Source organism: Bordetella petrii, from assembly GCF_020991325.1.
Taxonomy (GTDB): domain Bacteria; phylum Pseudomonadota; class Gammaproteobacteria; order Burkholderiales; family Burkholderiaceae_B; genus Bordetella_A; species Bordetella_A petrii_E.
The window spans coordinates 13,779-33,706 of sequence record NZ_JAJMLX010000015.1 but is presented as its reverse complement, the minus strand read 5'-3'; the positions used below and the strand labels follow the sequence as shown (position 1 = coordinate 33,706).

The 19,928-nt window shown below is 62.8% G+C and carries 19 protein-coding genes and 1 pseudogene; 7 read left to right on the top strand and 13 right to left on the bottom strand.

Annotation, left to right across the window (positions count from 1 at the left end; translation table 11 throughout):
- The 7 genes from LPZ50_RS03250 to LPZ50_RS03220 all read right to left on the bottom strand — a co-directional run.
- Window positions 1-498 (bottom strand): potassium-transporting ATPase subunit KdpA (locus LPZ50_RS03250; protein WP_230657468.1); only part of this gene is annotated, 498 nt, incomplete at its 3' end.
- A gap of 240 nt (window positions 499-738) precedes the next feature.
- Window positions 739-1,113 carry an oxalurate catabolism protein HpxZ gene (gene hpxZ / locus LPZ50_RS03245; RefSeq protein ID WP_230657470.1) on the bottom strand — a complete coding sequence of 125 codons (375 nt, stop codon included), beginning with the start codon at window positions 1,111-1,113 and terminating at the stop codon, window positions 739-741.
- 23 nt (window positions 1,114-1,136) lie between these two features.
- Entirely contained in the window at window positions 1,137-1,958 is an 822-nt protein-coding gene (locus LPZ50_RS03240) for an ABC transporter ATP-binding protein (RefSeq protein WP_230657466.1), read from the bottom strand.
- 2 nt (window positions 1,959-1,960) lie between these two features.
- Window positions 1,961-2,797: an ABC transporter permease gene (locus tag LPZ50_RS03235; RefSeq protein WP_230657464.1), complete on the bottom strand. Its 837-nt coding sequence runs from the start codon at window positions 2,795-2,797 to the stop codon at window positions 1,961-1,963.
- A 3-nt stretch (window positions 2,798-2,800) separates the two neighbouring features.
- Entirely contained in the window at window positions 2,801-3,817 is a 1,017-nt protein-coding gene (locus LPZ50_RS03230; protein ID WP_230657461.1) for an ABC transporter substrate-binding protein, read from the bottom strand.
- 240 nt (window positions 3,818-4,057) lie between these two features.
- On the bottom strand, window positions 4,058-4,408 hold the full coding sequence (locus tag LPZ50_RS03225; protein ID WP_230657458.1) for a glycine zipper 2TM domain-containing protein: 351 nt from the start codon (window positions 4,406-4,408) through the stop codon (window positions 4,058-4,060).
- Between the two features lie 271 nt (window positions 4,409-4,679).
- On the bottom strand, window positions 4,680-6,716 hold the full coding sequence (locus tag LPZ50_RS03220) for an alkyl/aryl-sulfatase (RefSeq protein ID WP_230657456.1): 2,037 nt from the start codon (window positions 6,714-6,716) through the stop codon (window positions 4,680-4,682).
- Between the two features lie 233 nt (window positions 6,717-6,949).
- Here LPZ50_RS03220 and LPZ50_RS03215 point away from each other — a divergent pair, with 233 nt between their 5' ends.
- Complete coding sequence (locus LPZ50_RS03215; protein WP_230657453.1) at window positions 6,950-7,912, top strand: helix-turn-helix domain-containing protein; 963 nt, start codon at window positions 6,950-6,952, stop codon at window positions 7,910-7,912.
- 27 nt (window positions 7,913-7,939) lie between these two features.
- Here LPZ50_RS03215 and LPZ50_RS03210 read toward each other — a convergent pair whose 3' ends face one another.
- Together LPZ50_RS03210 and LPZ50_RS03205 are read right to left on the bottom strand one after the other, a co-directional pair.
- The gene (locus LPZ50_RS03210; RefSeq protein WP_230657450.1) at window positions 7,940-8,410 is read right to left on the bottom strand and encodes a YaiI/YqxD family protein; all 471 of its coding nucleotides are present in this window, start codon (window positions 8,408-8,410) and stop codon (window positions 7,940-7,942) included.
- 6 nt (window positions 8,411-8,416) lie between these two features.
- Window positions 8,417-8,680, bottom strand: coding sequence for a hypothetical protein (locus LPZ50_RS03205; protein WP_230657447.1), 264 nt, complete (start codon window positions 8,678-8,680; stop codon window positions 8,417-8,419).
- 132 nt (window positions 8,681-8,812) lie between these two features.
- Between LPZ50_RS03205 and LPZ50_RS03200 the strand changes: the two genes are divergently transcribed.
- The gene (locus tag LPZ50_RS03200) at window positions 8,813-9,481 is read left to right on the top strand and encodes a DUF3313 family protein (RefSeq protein WP_230657444.1); all 669 of its coding nucleotides are present in this window, start codon (window positions 8,813-8,815) and stop codon (window positions 9,479-9,481) included.
- A gap of 25 nt (window positions 9,482-9,506) precedes the next feature.
- On the opposite strand, the gene LPZ50_RS03195 is transcribed toward LPZ50_RS03200, so the two are convergent.
- Window positions 9,507-10,904: a PLP-dependent aminotransferase family protein gene (locus tag LPZ50_RS03195; protein ID WP_230657442.1), complete on the bottom strand. Its 1,398-nt coding sequence runs from the start codon at window positions 10,902-10,904 to the stop codon at window positions 9,507-9,509.
- A 125-nt stretch (window positions 10,905-11,029) separates the two neighbouring features.
- On the opposite strand from LPZ50_RS03195, the gene LPZ50_RS03190 reads away from it, so the two are divergent.
- From LPZ50_RS03190 to LPZ50_RS03180, 3 genes are all read left to right on the top strand, one after another.
- Window positions 11,030-13,276 carry an arylsulfatase gene (locus LPZ50_RS03190; RefSeq protein WP_230657441.1) on the top strand — a complete coding sequence of 749 codons (2,247 nt, stop codon included), beginning with the start codon at window positions 11,030-11,032 and terminating at the stop codon, window positions 13,274-13,276.
- Window positions 13,277-13,337: 61 nt separating this feature from the next.
- Window positions 13,338-14,318, top strand: a complete 981-nt coding sequence (locus LPZ50_RS03185) for a Bug family tripartite tricarboxylate transporter substrate binding protein (RefSeq protein WP_230657439.1) — start codon at window positions 13,338-13,340, stop codon at window positions 14,316-14,318.
- Between the two features lie 24 nt (window positions 14,319-14,342).
- Complete coding sequence (locus LPZ50_RS03180) at window positions 14,343-15,938, top strand: GMC family oxidoreductase (RefSeq protein WP_230657437.1); 1,596 nt, start codon at window positions 14,343-14,345, stop codon at window positions 15,936-15,938.
- A gap of 24 nt (window positions 15,939-15,962) precedes the next feature.
- Here LPZ50_RS03180 and LPZ50_RS25460 read toward each other — a convergent pair.
- Window positions 15,963-16,256: pseudogene (locus tag LPZ50_RS25460) on the bottom strand (UTRA domain-containing protein); the annotation flags it as partial.
- Window positions 16,257-16,566: 310 nt separating this feature from the next.
- Window positions 16,567-17,289 carry a GntR family transcriptional regulator gene (locus tag LPZ50_RS03175; RefSeq protein ID WP_230657435.1) on the bottom strand — a complete coding sequence of 241 codons (723 nt, stop codon included), beginning with the start codon at window positions 17,287-17,289 and terminating at the stop codon, window positions 16,567-16,569.
- A 167-nt stretch (window positions 17,290-17,456) separates the two neighbouring features.
- On the opposite strand from LPZ50_RS03175, the gene LPZ50_RS03170 reads away from it, so the two are divergent.
- Both LPZ50_RS03170 and LPZ50_RS03165 read left to right on the top strand, forming a co-directional pair.
- Entirely contained in the window at window positions 17,457-18,365 is a 909-nt protein-coding gene (locus LPZ50_RS03170) for a TauD/TfdA dioxygenase family protein (protein ID WP_230657432.1), read from the top strand.
- Window positions 18,366-18,549: 184 nt separating this feature from the next.
- Window positions 18,550-19,518 (top strand): tripartite tricarboxylate transporter substrate binding protein, encoded by a 969-nt coding sequence (locus LPZ50_RS03165; RefSeq protein ID WP_230657429.1) that lies wholly within the window; start codon window positions 18,550-18,552, stop codon window positions 19,516-19,518.
- 79 nt (window positions 19,519-19,597) lie between these two features.
- Here LPZ50_RS03165 and LPZ50_RS03160 read toward each other — a convergent pair whose 3' ends face one another.
- Window positions 19,598-19,888, bottom strand: coding sequence for a hypothetical protein (locus LPZ50_RS03160; RefSeq protein ID WP_230657425.1), 291 nt, complete (start codon window positions 19,886-19,888; stop codon window positions 19,598-19,600).
- Window positions 19,889-19,928: the final 40 nt, after the last annotated feature.

Below are 19,928 nucleotides of genomic sequence, written 5' to 3'. Positions count from 1 at the left end.
GGCCTGGCGGGCCTGCGCGCCGCGCCCGCCGAACAGGCCGCGCAAGGTCGCCGCCACCAGGGCCAGCCCCATCATCGGGGTAACGACCTGCAGGGTCACGATGCCCATCATGTGCGCCAGGAAAGACAGTTGCGCCTGCCCGGAATAGTGCTGCTGGTTGGTGTTGGTCAGGAAGGACACCATGGTGTGCAGGGCCAGGTCCCAGCGCATGTTGGGCGCGCCGTTGGGGTTCAGAGGCAGCCACGCCTGCGTCATCAGAATGATCCATACCATTCCCCCCAGCACCGCGTTGCTAAGCAGGAAAGCGCCGGCATACCTCCGCCAGTTCATGCCGCGCGCCGGGTCGGTGCCGATCAGGGCATACAGCGGGCGCTCGATGCGGCCGAACAGCGCATCGCCCGGCATGGCGCCGCCCTGCATGACGCGCGCCAGATAGTGGCCCAGCGGCCATCCCAGGCCGATGGCCAGGACAAACACAAGAAGAAACTCGGCCATCATTGCCCGCCTTCCGCGCAATACAGCGGGTCATCGCACAGGCAGGCGGTGCCCGCCCCGGTACAACTGAACGACTTGAGATGCATGATTGTCTTCGCATGGGAACGACGAAATTGCCAGACTCAAGTGTTCAACGGCGGGGCGTAAAGTCTCTATGCACAAAACGGCGGGGCGCGTAAATTCTGCGTAAATTCCGCGCGAACCCGGGGCCGGCGCCCGGCCGGCCCGTACCGCGTCAAACCGTCAGGCCATCAGGCTGACATGCGCGGCCACCACGCGCCAGCCCTCGGGCGTGCGCAGCCAGGTCTGGCTTTGGCGGCCGATGCGGTCGGATCCGGCGCGCCGGAACTCGATATGGCAGGTGGCGAAATCGCGGCCGTAGGTGGTAATGGCCGTGCGCAGCACTTCGCGCTGCAGGCCTTGCGCCGGGCGCGCGGCGCGAAACGCCTGGATCTCGGCATAACCGTACAGGTTCTCGGTGGCGCCATAGCGCAACGTATGCGGGCTGTTCCAGAACAGCTCGTCCAGCACCGCCACGTCGTTACCCGTCAGGGCGGCTTCGTAGCGGGCGAACTGCACTTGCACTTCGGCCACGACTTCGGGCAGGTTGATATCCATCGGGCCAGGCACCGCGTCTGCATTCATCGCCGCACCTCGCGCTGGAAGATCTCCAGGCTTTGCTTCTTGGTAGCCACGAAGCTGGGCTGCGACAGCGTATCCACGGTGCGAGGCCGGGCGTCGCCGTAATGCAGTATTTCGGCCACGCGCGTGGGCCGCTTGGTCAACAGCAGCACCTGGTCGGCCAGGTACACCGCCTCTTCCAGGTCGTGCGACACCAGCAGCATGGTGGTGCCGGTTTCCATGAACACTTCCTGCAGCTTCTCGCGAATGAACAGCGTCATCTCGAAGTCCAGCGCAGAAAAGGGCTCGTCCAGGAACAGCACTTCCGGCCCGGGCGCCAGCGCCCGCATGATGGAAGCCGTTTGCTGCTGCCCGCCGGAAAGCTCGTACGGGTAGCGGTTCAGGTCGAACTTCACGTCGAACGAAGCAATCAGTTCTTCCATGCGGCGATCCACCTGGGCCTTGTTCCTGCCTTCCAGCAGCAAGGGATACGCGATATTGTCGATGGTGCGCATCCAGGGAAACAGCGCCTCGCGGTAGTTCTGGAACACGTAGCCGATGCGCGTGTCCTGCAGCGATTTTCCGTCGAACAGGATCTCGCCCCGGTCGATGGGCACCAGCCCGGCGATCATGTTGATCAGCGTGCTCTTGCCGCAGCCATTGGGCCCGAATATCGAGACAATGCGCCCCTTGGGAATATCCAGGTCGAAGTTTTCATACAGCGGCCAGCCGGCGAAATACTTGGTCAGGCCGCGTATGGTGATATGCGTGCCGGCCGGCCCGGGCTGAAAGCGCGGCGGCGGCACATCCGCGTACGCGGGGGCATTCAGGACAATGCTCATGTTCACCTTCCGCTCCAGTGGACCACGCGGCGTTCCAGCACCAGGAACAGAATGTTCAGCACATAGCCCAGCGCGCCCGCGGCCAGTATCGCCGCGTACATGGTCTTGACGTTCAGCACTTGCTGCGCGTCGATAATGGCGTGGCCCAGGCCGTTCTCGGAACCGATGAACATCTCGGCCACGATCACGATCACCAGCGCCATGGACACCGCCGAACGCAGGCCCACGAAGCTGGGCTGCAGGCTCTCCCAGAGCAGCACGTCCTTGAAAATACGCCAGCGCGACGCCCCCATCACCTTGGCGGCCATTACCCGCTGCTTGCGCGCATTGATCACACCGTAGGCGCTGTTGAACAGCACGATCAGGAACGCCCCGAAAGCCGCAATGGCCACCTTGTTGAAATCCGACACGCCAAAAATCAGTAGAAACAAGGGAATCAGCGCCGACGAGGGCGTGGAACGGAAGAAGTCCACCAGGAACTCCACGCTGCGGTACGCCCGCTCCTTGCTGCCCAACAGCACGCCCAGCGGCATGCCCACTACGGCTGCCACCACGAAGGCCTGCAGGGTGCGGCTTACCGTTACCAGGAAATCGGTAAGCAGCGGCCCGCCGGCCAGCCCCGTCACCAGGGCCACCAGCGTGTCCACGGGCGACGGCAGCAATATGGGCTTGATAACGCCGGCGCGCACCACCAGGTCCCACACGATGAACAGCGCGATCGGGCCCACAAAGGGCAGCATGCGGTCGCGCAGCGGCACCCGGGGCACGGCGTCGCTGGATGCCGGCGGCGCCCAGGGCGCGCTGGCGCCGGACACGGCAGTAGACGTAGGTTTGCTCATGGCTCAGGCCTTGTACAGCAGCGGCGCCACGTCGACCTTCTTCGAGAAGATATTCTTCTCGGTGAACAGGTCGTAGAACTTCTGGAAGTACTCCACGTCGGCAGGCTTGAATTCGTCGTACATCATGTAGGCGGCCAGCGGCACTTCGTTGGTCAGCGCGCCATCAATGGCGGTATAGCCCTTCATGTACTGGCGCGCCTCGCCCGGCTGCTGGCGCACCAGCTCGACCCCGCGGCGATAGGCGGCAATGTACTTCTTGGCGGCCTCGGGATGCGCCTTGATGAACTCGCTGGTCAGGCTGGCCGAACCGCCGTGCCACGGCGCCAGGGGGTCGCCCAGGATGTAACGCGCCACCACGCCGGCCTCCAGCACGCGGGTCGTGCCGTTCAGGCGCCCCACCGTGGCCGTGGGCTCCAGCGTATAGCAACCGTCCACCTGTCCCGTGGCCAGCGCCGCCACGTGCTGGCCAATGGGCAGCTCCACCACCGTGGCGCCAGCGGCGCCCGCGCGTTCCAGCATGGTCTTGGCCAGCGTCACGTTCTGGATACCGGGGCCGCAGGCGATGCGCTTGCCCTTCAGTTCGGCCGCCGACTGCACGGGGCTGTCCTTGGGCACCAGGAACACCTCGAGCACGTTCTTGGCATTGCTGGGATTGGTGCAGAAAATCTTGAACAAGCCGGGCTGGGCGATTTCCCCGATGGCCAGGTTGGCGGACCCTGTGCCATTGGCGCTGCCTTCGCTGCGGCCCGCCAGCATGGCTTCCATGACCTGCTGCGCGCCGGCAAACTTCAGCGCCTCTACATCCAGCCCGGCTTCCTTGAAGTAGCCACGCTCAAGGGCCGCGAAAAACGGCAGGCCCGCGGCCACCGGCCAGAAACCGATACGGATCTTCGGCGTGGCCTGCGCGCGCACCACCGCCGGCATGGCCAGCATGCCCAGCGCGGCGGCGCCCGAACGCAGCACGCGGCGGCGGCCCGTGTCCGGCAAGGCGGAAGCAGTTGATTGAAGTTTGCGGCGCATAGCGTATCCCCTGGGTCGGTTTGTGTTCATACAAGACACAAGGTCGGCTCAGGGAATGCGCAAGGCTTGCCCCGTGGTATCCAAGCTTGTGTACAAGATGCCAGAGCAATAGCTGTGCCAAGTCTGGAACCCAGGGAATTTGCCGCTAACGAGGGAACTTCACGTCATTCAACAGTGGCAAACCGCACCAGGAAGGTGCGCGGCGCACTACCCGCGCGCACCGCGCCGGGGCGCCCGGCTTCAGTCGCGATGGTGCTTGTGCCGATGCTTGCCGCCACGATGCTTGTCGTAGCCGCGGTAGCTGGCGCGCTTGTAGTCGCGGTGATGGTCGCGGTCGCGGTCCCAGTGGCGGCGGCGGCGGTCGTGGTCATCGTCGTCATCGGTGATGACATGCCCCAGCACCCCGCCCGCGGCGGCGCCTCCCAAGGTCATCCACGGGTCGCCGTCGGAAAGCAAGGCGCCAGCCACCCCGCCCAGGCCCGCGCCGATGACCGCATTGCGGCCCTGGTCGTCGGCCAGCGCCGTGGTGCTAATACCGAATGCCAACGCACTGGCGCAAACTACTTGAATCCATCGTTTGGCGATAGCCATATTTGTTCTCCTGTGGCGGGCCGCCCCTGCGTTGCCGCCCTGCCGGTAACCGGGTTGATTGGAAATCACCCGCGTGGAAAACAAATTAGCACCCCTACCCTGTGTCAGTCCGGCAAGCTGGGATACCGGGTGTATAAGCTGTTTCAGCCGCTTTCCGGGTGGGCCTGCGGCCCGGGCGCACGCAATAAACAGCCCCCAAGGCCCGGAAGGCATCCGGATCCTGGGGGCAACCCATGCGCCGCTTCTCGCGGCAGGCTGGTATGCGGGTTTCTCAGGGCGTAACGATATTGAACCAGAACTCAAAATCGTCCAGGGACCCGAACACGTCGTTCAGCTTGGACTGATCACCGCTGAGCTTGGCATCACCCTTGGCAAGGGCATCCTGAAGCGTGGTCTGCTTCAGCATGATGTCGTTCAAGGTGGCCCGGGTCAGCGACAGGCTGGCATCCGCCTCCTTGGCCTGCTTGCCCTCGGTATGGTTCAGCACGCTGTTCACCATTTCCAGCATGTATTGCTGCTTGGTGTCCGTGAAATCGACGTTCAGCACCACGTGCTTGCCGGCGGCCTTCTCGCGGTTAAGCCGAACCGCGAAATAGTCGAACAGCATGTCCAGCGTCATGGCGCGCACGGTATCCGGGCTGGCCGTATCGGGTACGGGCAACTTCTGCACACCTTCCCGCAATTCCTTCGCGCCAGTCAGGTAGAAGTTGCGCCACGGGCCGCTCTCGGCCTGGTAACCCATCTGCTCAAGCGCGTCGGCCTGCAGGTCGCGGGCCGCCTGGTTCTTCGGGTCGGCGAACACCGCGTAGTTGACCACCTCGGCCACCCAGCGGTATTCGCCCTTCGCGTAGTATTCCCTGGCCTTCTTCAGCAGCGCGTCGGTACCCCCCATCATTTCCACATAGCGCTTGGAGGCATCTTCGACCGGCAACGTATGCAACGTGGCAGGGTTGCCATTGAACCAGCCCAGGTACAGCACATAGGTGGCGCGCACATTATGGTTGAGCGAGCCGTAATAGCCACGGTTCGAGAACTTGGTCGCGATGGTTTCCGGCAGCTTCACCTGTTCGGCGATCTCTTCCTTGTTGTAGCCCATGTTGGCCAGCCGCAAGGTCTCGTCGTTGATGTAGCGGTACATATCCCGCTGCAGGCTGATCTGCTCGCCGACTTCCTTGTTGCCCCACACCGGCCAGTGGTGCATGGCGTACATCACCTGCACGTCGTCCCCCCACAGCGCCAGGGCCTCGTTCAGGTACTTCGACCATGCCAGCGGGTCGCGGATCTTCGCGCCGCGCAACGAATAGGTGTTGTGCAGCGTGTGAGTGGAGTCTTCGGCCGTATTGAGCGCCTTCTTTTCCTTGATGTAGTACAGCATCTCGGCCGGCGCCTCGCTGCCGGGCGCGTACAGGAACTCGTAGGTCAGGCCATCGATCGTGCGCGTTTCACCCGTTTTCTCGATGATGTCCGTGGGCGGAATGAGGGTGACGGTGCCCGCCGACGTGGTCGTGCCCAGGCCGGCCCCTACCTGGCCGGTTGCGCTGGGCGGCAGCAAATTTCCGTACATATAGCTGGCGCGGCGGCTCATGGCCGTACCGGCCATCACATTCTCGGCCACCGCGTGTTCCAGGAAACCCAACGGGGCGTAGATCTTCACCTTGCCGGACTTGACGTCGGCCTCGTCCACCACGCCGCGCACGCCGCCATAGTGGTCCACATGGCTATGCGTATAAATCACCGCCACGACCGGCTTCTTGGGGCGATGCTGGTAATACAGGTCCAGCGCCGCCTTGGCCGTTTCCGTGGAAATGAGCGGATCCATGATCGTCAGGCCTTCCTTGCCTTCGACGATCGTCATATTGGACAGATCCAGGTTGCGCACCTGATAGATCCCGTCCGTCACCTCGAACAGGCCGGAAATATTCAGCAGCTGCGATTGCCGCCACAGGCTGGGATTCACCGTGTCGGGCGCATCCGAACCTTCCTTGATGAAGTTGTACTTGGTGGGGTCCCATATCAGATTGCCTTGGGCGCCCTTGATCATGGCCTGGGGCAGCGGGGCGATGAAACCCTTGTGGGCCAGCTCAAAAGAGGTTTTGTCGGAAAAGGGCAGCTCTTTCAATAATGCGGCGTTGGCCTCTTTGGTGGCAGTCTCGGCCGGTTTCGATGCCTGCTGCGCCGACCACGCCGGGCTCGACACGGCCAGCGCCAGGATAGTCAAGGCCACGGGCACCACGCGAGCGCGTAACGCCGGTGCGGGACGATAGTGACTGGCGTTCTGAGGGTATTTCACACTGCGGGCGGATCTCATGGTGTCGTCTCCACAAACAAAACATTCAGCCACCGGGGCGGCTATTAAAGATCGCGGTGAACGTGCTCCGCTGTATACGCGGGAACGTGGCCTTATCGACAAGCAGGTATCAGAGGGTCAAACGCGTATTAATATTATCTTGTCAGCTATCAAGGTTTTACGAATTCGGGCCACTTTTATCCGAAAAACGAAATTCTTCAGGAGTTTTCGTCGTGCCGTTGCAAGCCTTGTATATGCAACAAATCTATTCTGGCCTAGAGGCAGCCCAGGCATTCAACGTCGTGCACGGCGCCAGCTTCGAGCATCGCCTGATGTCGGCCAAGTCGGCCAGAATGGCGCACCGGCACCTGACGCTGGGCGACACCCGGCTAGAGACGGGCATGTACAACTTCCCGGTGATAGCCCGGGGCGTCATGCCCGCCAACGCGTTGTGCATCGGGTTCATGGCAGAGGGCGGCGACCTTACCTGCCTGAACACGGCACAGGTCGGCGCGGACGAAGTACAGATCTATCCCAGTGGGGCTGAACTTCTTTATCAGGCCCGGGGGCATTCCCGTTGGATAACGTTCGTCGTGCCGGAAGAACGCCTGCAGTCCGTGGCCCTGGCCCGCACCGGACGGCCGCTGGGGATGTCGCGCCACGTCAGCTATTCCGTGCGGCTGCGCTCTGGCGAAAGAGCCGCCCTGACCCGCCTGGCCGACGACGCCATGAACCTGGCGCAACGCATGCAAGGTGCCGGAGGCATGGATTCTTGCCTGGCCACCGAGATATACCAGGCCTTGATCGCCGGCTACGTGGATGCCCTGGCCACAGCGGCGCCTCCATCCAGGCGTGCGCCACGGCAATCCGCGGAACGGCGCGGGTACGAGTTGGTCAGCGCCTGCGAGCAGCTGATGCTCTCTGGCGCCGGGCACGGCATTGCACTGGCGGAACTCGCCCGGCGCAGCGGATATAGTCTGCGCTCGCTGGAACTGATATTCCGCCACGCCACCCACATGGCGCCGGGGCGCTGGTTCATGACGGCACGACTGAATGGCGCGCTGCGCGACCTGCTGACCTGCGACGAAACCTGTCCGGTTGCCCAGATTGCCGCGCGCTGGGGGTTCCGGCATATGTCGCGCTTTGCCCAGTACTACCGCGCGGCTTTTGGCGAACTGCCCCGCGACACCCTGAGGCGGCCCCGCCCATGCCTTTAAGCATGCGGGCGCGGCGCGGGCGCCCCCTTATTGCGAAGAAGAGGCCGCCTGGCGCGCCCGCCGCGCCAGCAAGGTGTCCAGCTGGTTGGCGAAAGCCTTGCGGTCGCCCTGGCTGAACACGGCGGGCCCGCCGGTGTCCACCCCGCTGGCGCGCAGTTCTTCCATCATGTCGCGCAGCGCCAGGCGTTCACGTATGGTTTCCGGCGAATAACGCTCGCCGCGCGGATTCAACGCCAGGGCGCCCTTGGCAAGCACATCCGCCGCCAACGGAATATCGCCCGTAATGACCAGGTCGCCGGCAGCGGCGTGCTGGGCAATGTGCGCGTCGGCCACGTCGAAGCCGCGCGGCACCTGCACCGCCCGGATCAGCGGCGAAGGCGGCGTGCGCAGCATCTGGTTGGCAACCAGCGTCACGGGCACCTGCCAGCGCTGGGCAGCGCGGAACAGAATGTCCTTGATGACGGCGGGGCAGGCGTCGGCGTCAACCCAGATATGCATGGGCGGTCAGGAATCCAGTGCTTTCTGCAGCAGTTCGGCCACGATGTCGTTGGTGGACACCCCGCGTTCCTGCGCCAGCGCGCGCACGCGGTCCGCCTGCGCCTGGGTCAGCTTCAGTGGAAACGGCACCAGCCCCGCGGCCTGGTCCAGCTTGCGCTGTTCCCGGCGGTCGGGCGCCTGGCCGGCGCCATAGCGGCCGGGCGTGCCAGATTGCCGCAACTGGCCGGCCAGCTTCAGGGCCTTGTTTTTCTCGAGATCGAATTTGTTCATGGGGGGTTCCTGGTGGGGTGCGCCATCATAAGCGCAATATCGGCCTGGCGAGCATCACTGCCTGCAGCAAACCCGTGATAAAACACGGCGTTGCCTGGCCCCTTCCCCTTTTTCCTTCAGGAGACTCGCCCCATGCGTGCCGCCATCATCGCGCTGTCATGTGGATTGCTTGCCGGGTGCGCCGCGCCCGCCGCCCACCAGGGCTACCGGGCCGACAGCTCAGCGTTCTTCACCGACGCGAAGCTGCTGCGCCCCGTTGCCGGCACGCCCGGGCTATCGCGCTATGTAACCCCCCACTATGCCGAGCAGCGGCAGCGCATCAAGTCGATCTATCTGGCGCCCATCGAGGTATGGGTGTCGCCGGATTCGCCGTATAAAGGGCTGACGGCAACGGAAATCGGCGCCCTGACCGCCTCGTTCCGGCAGGCCTTCCTGAAAGACCCATCACGCCGCTACCCGGTGGTTGACCAGCCGGGTCCGGACAGCATGGTGGTGCGCATTGCTCTTACCGACGTCATGCTTACCTTGCCACGCACGCGCCTGCTGGGCTACACCCCCGTGGGCCTGGCGGTGCGGGCCATCCAGAAATCGCAGGGCATCAGCCCCACCCTGGTCGACCGGCTGGGCTACCAGACCGAAGCCACGCTGGGCGTGGCCGGCCCCACGCTGTTCGCGGTGCGCCTGCAGGGCGTACAACCCACCCATACGGCGGCCGACCAGAAGCAGCGGCTGGACCAGATGCCGGCCCAGATCGCGCAGCAAGCCACGCGGCTGCGGGCCACGCTGGAGGCGCTGCATTGATGGCGCCGCGCTGACCGGCGCCGGGTCATTTCCACCGCCCTATCTCGTCCCAGACCGCTTCCATATGATCGGTGCATTCCATGAACCCGACATTGAAGCGGAACCAGGGCGAGCGTTGGCTGCTGTCTGGCTGGAATATGGCGCCCGGCGCAAGCGTTATGCCGCGTTCCAGCAGCCTTTTGGCAAACGCGGTGGCATCATTTATGCCCGGCAGCCGCGCCCATAAAAACAAGGTGGACTGCGGCGAGCAGAACACCGTTGCCCCATGCTGCTCGAACATCGCCAGCGCGTATTGGGTAGCGCGCCTGGCCCGGTTTTGAAGGTCGACAACATGCCGTTCAAAACGCCCTTCCGTGATCACGGCCTCAACCGTGCGTTCGGCATAAGGCGAACTGTTCAGCGACAGCGTTGTCTTGACTTCCACCAGTTCACGGGCAAGCGCCGGCGCGCAAACCAGGAACCCCACCCTGACCACGCTGGACAGGCTCTTGGAAAAGCTTCCCACATAGATGGAATGGTCGAACTCCCGATCCAGGCGCGCAAGGCGCAGGCAGCGTGGCGGCTTGAAATCCGCCAGCGCATCGTCGTCCAGCACCAGCATTCCGGCCTGGGAAGCCAGGCTCATCACTTCGGTGGCGGCTTCCTTCGTAATATCGCTGCCGGTAGGATTGTGCCCAGTGGACTGGGTCAGGAATAGCCTGGGCCGGAACTTCTTGATGGCCCGGCTCAATGCCGCCAGATCGGGGCCGTCCGGGTTTCTGGGAATGCCCACGATATTCGCGCCCTGCAACCGCAGTTTGTTATAGGTGGGGTAGAAACCCGGAACGTCGATCAGCACGGCGTCGCCGGACCGCACGAAGCGGCGGATCACGATGTCGACAGCCTGATACGACCCCTGCGTCAGGATGATCTGGTCGGTTTGCGCGCGTATCCCGTAAGCGTCGAGTTTTCGCGCGATGCTTTGCCGCAGCGGCAGGTAACCGAACGGGTCGCCATAGCGAAATATGGTGCCCAGCCCGCTGCGGCCGATTTTCTGCATGTAGCGATCCAGCCGGCAGGTGGACAGCCACTCCGACGGCGGCAGGCCGTCTCCCATCGAGGGGCTGCCGCCCAGGGCGTGGAACTGCGACCGGTCGATACCCACCGCGGCCAGCGCCTGGTCCAGGGCGGGCGCCCAGCTGTCGGCCGATAGCGGCGCACCCCGCGCACCCGTCACGTAATAGCCCGACCCGCGCCGAGGCTCCAGCACGCCCTCCTCAACCAGCAATTCGAACGCCTGAACCACTGTGTTCTTGGCCACACCCTGCAGCTGCGCATAAGTGCGCAGCGAGGGCAGCTTGGATTCGGGCATGAAGTGGCCGCGGGCGATCTGCAGCCGGATCTGGTCTGCGATCTGGCGGGTCAGCGGCTTGAAGGTGGCCATTGTGTAAACGCTGGGCTGGAGGCAGGCCCTGCGGTAGCAACTGTTGCCCGAAAGTGTACCAATACTTTATGGGTACACCAATCTATAGTCTGCCCGAGGTTTTTAATCACGCAGGAGACATCGCCGTGCCAGGATCACCAGAAGCCCCCTTCAACGGAGTAATAGGCAAGACCTACAAGGACTCCAGCCCGGATTGGCCACGCAAATCCAGCGCGCCGAAAGACGCGCCCAATGTCGTGTTCATCGTGCTGGATGACGTGGGGTTCTCCGACCTGGGTTGCTACGGATCAGAGATCCGGACGCCGCGCATGGATGCGCTGGCGGCTGGCGGGCTGCGGTACAGCAACTTTCATGTCACGGCCATGTGTTCGCCCACCCGCGCCTGCCTGATGACAGGCCGTAATGCGCACTCGGTGGGCGTGGGCATCATTTCCGAATGGGCCAATGGCTATCCCGCCTATCAGGGCAGAATCACCAGAAAAGCCGCCACACTGCCCGAGATCCTCGGCGACCACGCCTATGGCTGCTATGCGTCGGGCAAATGGCACTTGACGAATATGGCCGACTACGGCGCTTCGGGGCCCCACGGCGACTGGCCTCTGGGCCGTGGATTCTCGCGCTGGTATGGTTTTCACGGTGCACTGATCGATCAGTGGAATCCGGAGCTTTACGAAGACAATCACCCTTTCCACAAGACACCTGAACCAGACTACCACCTGTCGACAGATCTGGTAGATCATGCCATCGGCCATATCCGCGACCATGTCACGTCGTCGGACGCCAAGCCGTTCTTCACATACCTGGCATTCGGCGCGTGCCATTGGCCGCACCAGGTGCCCGATTCCTACATACAGGGCTATCGGGGCGGCTACGACAAGGGATGGGACACCATTCGCGACGAGCGCTTCAAGCGGCAGAAGGCCATGGGTATCGTGCCCGCATCCGCCACGATGGCCGGCCGCAACCCCGGCGTCGACGCCTGGGAAGATGTGCCGGCGGACATGCGCAAACTGGGCTGCCGTCTGCAGGAAACCTATTCCGCGTTCCTGGAGCACACCGACAACGAGATCGGCCGCCTGGTCGATTTCCTGGAAGCAATCGGGCAGTTGGACAACACCCTGATTGTGCTTGTGTCGGACAATGGCGCCAGCCCCGAAGGCGGTCCCACTGGCGCCATCAACATGCGCAAACATATGACGCATGAACAGGAGACCGTGGCAGATGCCCTGGGCAAGCTGGATACGATAGGCGGCGAATACTCGTTCAGCCACTACCCCATGGGATGGGCCCAGGTATCGAATACCCCCCTGAAGTGGTACAAGAAGGACACACATGGCGGCGGCATCCGTGCCCCCCTGATCATGCACTGGCCCGCCGGCATCAAGGCCCGCGGAGAAGTCCGCACGCAGTTCCACCACGTGGTCGACATTGTGCCCACGGTGTTGGACTGCATCGGCGTAGAAGCCCCGACTACCTATAACGGCATCGAGCAGTTGCCTGTCCATGGCGAAAGCATGCGCTACAGCTTCGACGCCAGCCAGGCCCCCACCAACAAGACGACACAATATTTCGAACTGCTGGGCGACCGCGCGGTTTGGCACGAAGGCTGGAAGGCTGTCGTGCGCCACAAGAAAGGCCACGATTACGATACGGAAGATCGTTGGGAGCTTTATAAACTCGACGAGGACTTCACCGAAACCAACGATTTGTCGCAAAGCCATGCCGACAAGCTCAAGGAGATGCAGGACCGCTGGTGGCAGCAGGCCGATGTATACGGGGTCTTGCCGCTGGATGACCGCGAATCCGAGCGCGCCAGGGAATTCCTGTTCACCTCGAAACGGTCGCGGTACGAATTCCTGCCTGACATGGCGCGCGTGGATCGCTTCCTGGTGCCAGAGATCAGTGACCGCAGCTATTCGATCACTGCCATTCTGAAGGGCCTGCAAAAAGACACCGAGGGCGTGGTTTTCTCGTGGGGTAGCCGGTTCGCCGGTTTCGCCCTGTATGCACGCGGCGGCCAGCTGGTATACGAGTACGTGTACACCGAATCCGTTTCTTATCAGATGCAGGCGGACCTGCCCATGGGGGACGCCTCTGTCGAGATCCGGTTTACCCGCAGCGGACAGAACGCGGGCACGATGGAGATGATCATTGAAGGCGCGCGCGCCGCCGCGATCGACCTTCCCAAGATGTGGTGGACATACAGCACCACGGCGGGCCTGACCTGCGGGCTTGCCGGGGTCCCACTTAGCGAAAACTACAAACCGCCGTTCCGTTTTCAGGCAACGATAGAACGCCTGATCGTAGAGCTGGCCGACGACGGCGGCGATCACCGCGAGGCGCAGGCCTGGACAGTGTTCAAGCAGCAGTAGCGATCTCCGGGAAAGCGCGAACCTTCCCGGCATAACCATACCTATACCCAGGAGAGAGACTATGTTTACCAAACCGCTGATGCGCGGACTGTGCGCCCTGCTTTTGACGGCCTTCTTCGCGGCTCCCGCGACGGCATCGGCCGCCTACCCGGAACGGCCCATCCGGTTCGTCGTCGCCTACCCGCCTGGCGGCACGACCGACTTGATGGCCAGACGGCTGGCGAAGGAACTTTCGGCCAAGCTGGGACAGTCTATCGTCGTGGAAAACAAACCCGGCGCCGGCGGCAATGTAGGCGCGGCCATCGTGGCAAAGGCGGCGCCGGATGGCTATACATTGGGTGTCGGTACGGCGGGCAACCTGGCCCTGAACTATGTGTCGTACACGAACATCCCCTACGATTCGCGCACCGATATCACCCCGATCAGCGTACTGGCTGCTGTGCCCAACGTGATCTTCGTGAATGGGAAGTCTTCGATCAAATCGCTGCGCGATCTGATATCGCATGTGAAGAGCGACAAAGATACCTTCTTTGGTTCTACCGGCGTAGGTAATGGCCCACACCTGACTGGCGAACTCTTCAAGGCCCGGATCGGGGCCGAGTCCACGCACGTTCCCTACCAGGGCGCGGCTCCGGAGATCACCGCCCTGCTCAGCGGAGAAGTGGATTATGGATTCGACAATCTCACTTCGGTGCTGCCTTTCATCCAGTCGGGCAAGCTGACGGCATTGGCCGTGACCAGCGCCAGCCGGGCTCCGTCTCTGCCGGACGTTCCAACGGTTCAGGAGCAGGGATTAAGCGATTTTGACGTGACGGCATGGTTCGCACTGTTTGGCCCCGCCAGCATGGATCCGGCAATCGTGGCCAAGCTGGAAAGCGCCATCGCTTCGCTCAAATCAAGCAAGGACTTCATGGATTCGCTTGCGTCCATGGGGGCAGACCCTCAACTCAGTGATGGCAAGGCCCTGCACGACCTGATCGAGATGGAGCGCGCCCGCTGGCCCAAGTTGCTGCAGGCAGCCAAGGTTCAACTCAGCAAGTAACCTTCCATACGGACACGCCGCTTCATGAATCAATACGACTACATCATCGTCGGCGGCGGTACCGCGGGCTGCGTTCTCGCCAACCGGCTGACCGCCACGGGCCGATTCCGCGTCTTGCTGCTGGAGGCCGGTGGCAAGCCCAGCAGCCCCTGGATCAGTATCCCCGCCGGATTCAGCAAACTGCTGGTGAACAAGCGCTACAACTGGCGTTTCAGCAGCGAGGCCGAATCCGGCACCAAACAGCGAGTAATCGCCATTCCAAGGGGCAAGGGGCTGGGCGGCTCGACGCTGATCAACGGAATGATCTACGTGCAAGGGCGTCCGTGCGACTACGACGCCTGGCAGAAACTGGGCGCGGATGGCTGGGGCTACCAGGCCGTGGCCCCTTATTTTCGACGCATCGAGAACTATGCCGAAAACAGTCCTCAGCGTGGAAACGAGGGGCCCATGCATGTCGAACGCGTGCGGGAACGCTTTCCCATTGCCAGTGCCTTCATCGATGCCGCCAAGGCATCGGGGCTACCGTACAACGACGACTACAACGGCGCACAACAGTTCGGCGTGGGCTTTTATCAAGTTACGCAACGCAAGGGGCGTAGATGGAGCGCCTACGATGCCTATCTGCGCCCTGCGATGGCGCGCCCCAATCTCACCGTGACCACCAACGCCCTGGTGTTGCGGCTGGATCTCGACGGCCAACGCTGCGCCGGTGTGACCTATCGGGTGGGCAACCAGCAGATTAGTGCGCGGGCGAACGCCGAAGTCATCGTATCCGCCGGAGCAGTGCAATCGCCGCAGGTGCTGGAACTTTCCGGTATCGGCCAGCCCGGCTTGCTGGCATCGCTGGGCGTGCCCCTGCGCCATGCCTTGCCAGGCGTGGGCGAGAACTACATCGACCACTACGCCACGCGCATGAACTGGCGCATCAAGAACACTGTCACGCTCAATGAAATGGCCCGCGGCTGGCGGCTGGCCATGGCGGCGCTGCGCTACGGCGCTACCCGCACCGGCATATTGACACTGGGTACCGGCCTGGTAAACGCGTTCGTGAAAACACAGCCACAGCTTGCCGAGCCGGACTGCCAGTACTTCTTTGTGCATGCCAGCTACGCCAATGCGGCCCAGCGCATCCTGGACCGCAAACCAGGCATGACCATCGGCGTTTCCCAACTGCGCCCGGAATCAACTGGATCCATCCACATCAAGTCCGCGGATCCCGGCTGCCAGCCATCGATCCGCCCGAATTTCCTGTCTGCCGCGGAGGATCAGGAATGCCTGGTGCGCGGCATGCGACTGGCCCGGGATATTGTCGGCCAACCCGCCATGCGGCACTATATCGACCATGAAATGAGCCCCGGGACAAGCACCTCTACCGACGAACAATGGCTGGATTTCGCCCGCGGAAATGGCCAATCCATCTACCATCCCGTCGGCACCTGCCGCATGGGAACCGATGACCGTGCTGTGGTAGACCCCAGGCTGCGGGTAATAGGACTGCAAGGCTTGCGCGTGGTGGACGCATCTGTCATGCCGTCCATGGTATCGGGCAATATCCAGGCGGCGGTAATGATGGTGGCTGAAAAAGCGTCCGATCTGATATTGGATGACACGCGGCGGTAGGCGAGCCGTCCTTACCGGCGCATCCTTCGGCACATGCAATAAAGACGCCGTTTCGGTGTCCGCCTCGCCGATGGTCAGTGTTTGGTGGGCGCGCGCAATGGGCAAGGCGTCCAAGTCCAGCATTACTGGAATGACGCCACGATTTCGGAACCTCTCGGGCGCCAGGGCAAATAACGGGCGATAGATGTAAAGAGAGATCACACGATACGGGCGCCCATCCGTCTTGTGCAGGCGTCGCATATAGACGTATCCCTCTTGGTGCCCGCCCCCGCGCGGCAGCCCACGAGGCGTTTCGTCGATAGACAGGATGACCGGCACCAGGTTCCGGTAGGTATTCCCCAATTCATGCAAAGAGCTCTCGAGAGGCGGCAAGGCCTGACCTGCTCGCCCGGGAGCGCCAACGAAACCCCTGCCGCTCCGCCGAGATCGTCAAATCTCTGGTCGAAGCAAGACTCCAGACCAGGCCCGAAGCATTCAAAGTGCTCAGGCCTCCAACCCCCGGTTTTCATGAGTTGGTTCAACTTATTGGGCATGGACTGCCGTACGACGAACCAAGCCGGCTGGGCGAGGTCATTATGTCTTTCTTGCGGAAGCTGGCAGCAGCCAGGAAACATCTTGCGCACCGCCGCTAAGCCTTTCCGTCCGCCCCCAAGGCAACCACAACCGCCCGATACGACGCCAGCAACAGTTCCTTGGCAGCCGACTCCGCGGCCGCGCCTTCTGAAGCCGCCACTGCCTGCGCCAATCGTGTCCAGTCCGCGGCCGACTCGCGCCGTCTTTGCTGGGTACTGAAACTGATGGATTTTTCCCGTATCGCATAGCGCCATAACGCCTGGTCGCTGAGCCCTTCGTATATCGTTCGCAGCCGCTTGCCCGGGCACGCGCCCATCAGCATGCGTTGGGTATCAATGGACAGGCTGGCGTAATCGCCCGGGGCCGTGTCGGCGGCATCGGCCAGCTTCCGCAAATCGGCTGCCCGTTCCACCAATTGGGCTACGAAGCCTTCTGGCGGTTTCTCGGTTACCAAGCGAGCGGCCAACCCCAGCAACTGCGCGCGGATATTGAAGATTTCTTCGATTTCCTCCGCATCCACCGCGATCACCCGCACTCCATACCGGGGAACGCGTTCGACCACGCCGCGCCGTTCCAGCAACGCCATGGCTTCGCGCACGGTGCTGCGGCTGACGGCGAACCGCTCTGCGTAGATTTCTTCTTTCAACCGCTCGCCGGGCGCGATCGCGCCATCGTGAATGGCGGCCAACAAGGATTCGGCCACTTGTTCAGGCAGGGATTTGGCCAGGCGGCCAATTCGGGTCGATTCTTTCTCGAAATAGGCGTTCGCGCCGGACATGGACTCTCTGGTGCGGGAGGGGTTGGCGGCCAGTATACCGTCGGCCAGGGCGAGGGCCGGCCGCGGAAACTGGGCTGCTCGGGACAGTTATATTTTTGTCGACAAACGACAATCGACTTTAATATACTGCATCCAGCGGCCGCTGCCGCCGGATCAAGGAGACTGTCATGACCAATATCAATGTCACCCCGCTGGGCTATGCAGCGGGCGCCCGGGTTACCGGGCTGGATCTGCGGCGGCCTTTGCCGCCCGAACAGGCCGCCGCGGTTCAGGCAGCCTGGCACCAGCACCTGGTGCTGGTATTTCCGGACCAGAACCTGAATGCACCGGAACTGATTGCCTTCACGGCCCAGATGGGCGAAGTCGAACGCAATGACAACGTGCCCTATTACCGCGACCCGGACTATCCCGAGGTGCTGCTGGTATCCAACAAGCCCCGTAACGGCAAGCCGTCGGAAACCCGCAATACCGGACGCAACTGGCATGCCGACCTTACCTATACCGACCGGCCCGCCAAGGGCTCGGTGCTGATGTGCAAAGAAAAGCCGGCCGTAGGAGGCGACACCATGTTCGCCAATATGTACATGGCCTACGAAACGCTCAGCCCGGTGCTGCGCGACTTTGTCGAATCGCTGGAAGCCGTGCACGACATCACCTTGATCAAGGGATTCGAGCGCCGCGACCCGGCCCAGATCGCCGAAATGAAGCGCGCCAATCCCCCCATTGCCCACCCCGTGGTGCGCACGCACCCGGAAACTGGCCGCAAGCTGCTGTTCGTCAGCGAGCGTATCCGCAACTTCGTGGGCATGACCGAAGAAGAAAGCCGTCCCTTGCTGCAATTCCTGAACAGCCACGCCACCTCGCCGGAATTCGTCTACCGGCACCAATGGGCGTTGAACGATGTCGTCATGTGGGACAACCGTTGCACCCTGCACATCGCATTGAAGGACTTTGACCAAAGCCAGGCCCGCCACATGATGCGCTGCTCGATGCGCGGCGAAAAATCAGGCTACGTGATCAAGCCAGAACAGGAAGACGGCGCATCGCTCAAGAACGCGCTGGCCGCGGTGTCGTGAAGTCCGGGCTCATCCCCTCAAGGGGCGCCGCTGGCGGACCGGCGAAGCCAGCATCGCGGCGTCCCCGATCAGGCAACACCACTTTCATACCTGGTGATTCGCACCGCGCACGGTGAAACACTGACACTTGCGCCGGTAGAGAATCACTAAGAACAACTACCGCATTACCCGGAGGAGACACCCCATGCACGGATTCTTTCTGCGCCCCATGCGCGCGCTTGCCACACTGGCCTGTCTGTCGGCCTTGCACACGCCCCTGCAGGCAGCGCCTCCCATTCGCCTGGAAGTCGGGTTCCCGCCCGGCGGCACCACCGACGTCATGGCGCGGCTGATCGCCAACGAATTGAGCACGCAAATAGGCCGCGACGTCATCGTCGAGAACCGCGCCGGAGCCAGCGGCAACATCGCCGCGTCGTCCGTGGCCCAGGCGGCGCCCGATGGCAACACCTTGCTGTTCGCGCCCAGCAGCCACGCCGTGAACGCCTCGCTGTACCCGACTTTGCCGTTCGACACCGCAAACGCATTCACGGCCATCGGCATGGTGGCCACCACGCCTTATGTGCTGGTCGTCAACCCCAAGCTGCCCCATGGCTCAGTGGGCGACCTGACCCGTTATCTGAAGCAGCACCCGGGCGAAGTGGCGTTCGCATCGGCCAGCCCCGGTACCGGCCAGCACCTGGCCGGCGAATTGTTCAAAAAGTCCGCCGACGTCGACATCCTGCATGTGCCCTACAAAGGCAGCTCGGCGGCGCTGCCGGACCTGATCGCCGGCCGGACCGGCATGATGTTCGACAACATCGCCGTCATGCTGCCGCACATCAAGAGCGGCAAGGTCGATGCGCTGGCCGTGACCACGGCAAAACGGTCCAGCCTGCTGCCCGACCGGCCCACCGTTGCGGAAAGCGGCTACCCAGGATTCGATGTCATGGGTTGGTTCGTGCTGCTGGCACCCGCCCAGACCCCCGCCGATGTCGTGGACACCCTGAACCAGGGTTTGAATACGATACTGCGCGGCGACCGCCTGGCCGGCAAGCTGGCCGAACTGGGCGCCGAAGTAAAGACGGGCTCGCCCCAGGAAGCCGACCAGTATGTGCGAAACGAAATCGCGCGATGGGCCGCTGTTGTGAAAGAGGCGGGGATAAAGCCGAATTGAAAACCGCCTCATGCCCCGCATTGCGCGGGGTCGATCACCCGACGATCGGAGCGGAAACCGATCGCCCCTGGCGAGGGGTTCAGGCAGTCAGGAAGCGCGTGACTTCGGCCCAATCGTTAGTCGACAGGGCTACGTCCTCGAAGTCGCCAGCTTCCTCGTCGTAGCGAGAAACGCAGAAGCGCTGGCTCCTGCCAGATTCGCGGTCGGCATAGTTGGCGTAGTCGACATACACTTTCAAACCGCGCTCCGCGTTCTCGAATGAAGGAGCTGCATCGATGTAGCTTGAGGAGTCGAAATACCCGTCGGGTAGGGGCGGCAGGGTTGTTATGTCGAAGTCGGGAAATTCGCGACGCAGTCGTTCAAGGTTCATAAGGGGAGCATGTAGAGGCTGGAGGGCTGACATTTTACGT